General features: G+C 56.6%; 1 protein-coding gene. It reads right to left on the bottom strand.

Features of this window, described 5'->3' with window-relative positions:
• On the bottom strand, positions 1-924 hold a 924-nt coding region (locus tag AC1DIS_RS30035), incomplete at both ends, for a M10 family metallopeptidase C-terminal domain-containing protein (RefSeq protein ID WP_477781309.1).

Below are 924 nucleotides of genomic sequence, written 5' to 3'. Positions count from 1 at the left end.
CCAGCTCACCGAGGCGCGTACGGTGTCGATTTCGCTCGCCAGGGTACTGGTTTCGGTGACCGTGTCCTTGAGGTTGTCGACGATGTAGGTGTCGTTGCCGAAGCCGCCCATCATCACGTCGGCGCCGAGGCCACCGTCCAGCACGTTGTTGCCGCTGTTGCCGATCAGCACGTTGTTCAGGGCGTTGCCGGTGGCGTCGAGCTGGTCGCTGCCGGTGAGGGTCAGGTTCTCGAGGTTGCTGCCCAGGGTGTAGCTGATCGACGACATAACCGTGTCGATTTCGCTCAGCGAGGTGCTGGTTTCCACCACCACGTCACCCACGTTATCCACAACGTAAACGTCGTTGCCTGCACCGCCAATCATGACGTCTTGGCCGGCACCACCATCGAGAACGTTACCCAGCGCATTGCCGATAAGCTCATCGTTAAAAGCCGAACCGGTGGCATTTTCGATTTTGGTGCCAAAGGCGATCGCCAGCCCGTCATTGACCAGTTGCAGGTTCGGGATGTCGACGAATGCCTTGCCGATGTTGCTGAACTCACCCTCATTCAGGTTCAGTCTGACAGCCGCCTGCTGGTTGCTGGCATCGATCGTATCGTTTCCGCCGGCATCCCAGATGGTTTCGAATACTGATTGGTCGGGTGCCCAGCGATAGACGTTGTCACCGGTTTGCCAAAGCATGTTGGCGCCGTAAATTTTCTGGATAGCGAGAATATCCAGCAGCATCGGTGTCGTCGGCTGATAGGAGTACGCATTGTTGTAGCTCATGATCGTGTAATGCGTATCATCGAGCAGAGGCGAGATCAGCGTACTGTTGGATTGGCTCGACTCGAATGGATGTTTGAGGCCCAGGGCATGACCGATTTCATGCACGAACGTCATGAAGTCGTAAGTGCCTTTGACGGGGGCAGGGTTGTTCGTATC

This window comes from Pseudomonas sp. 05N433 (assembly GCF_056396925.1).
The sequence above is the reverse complement of the archived record's forward strand: the minus strand, read 5'-3'. Positions and strand labels throughout refer to the sequence as shown.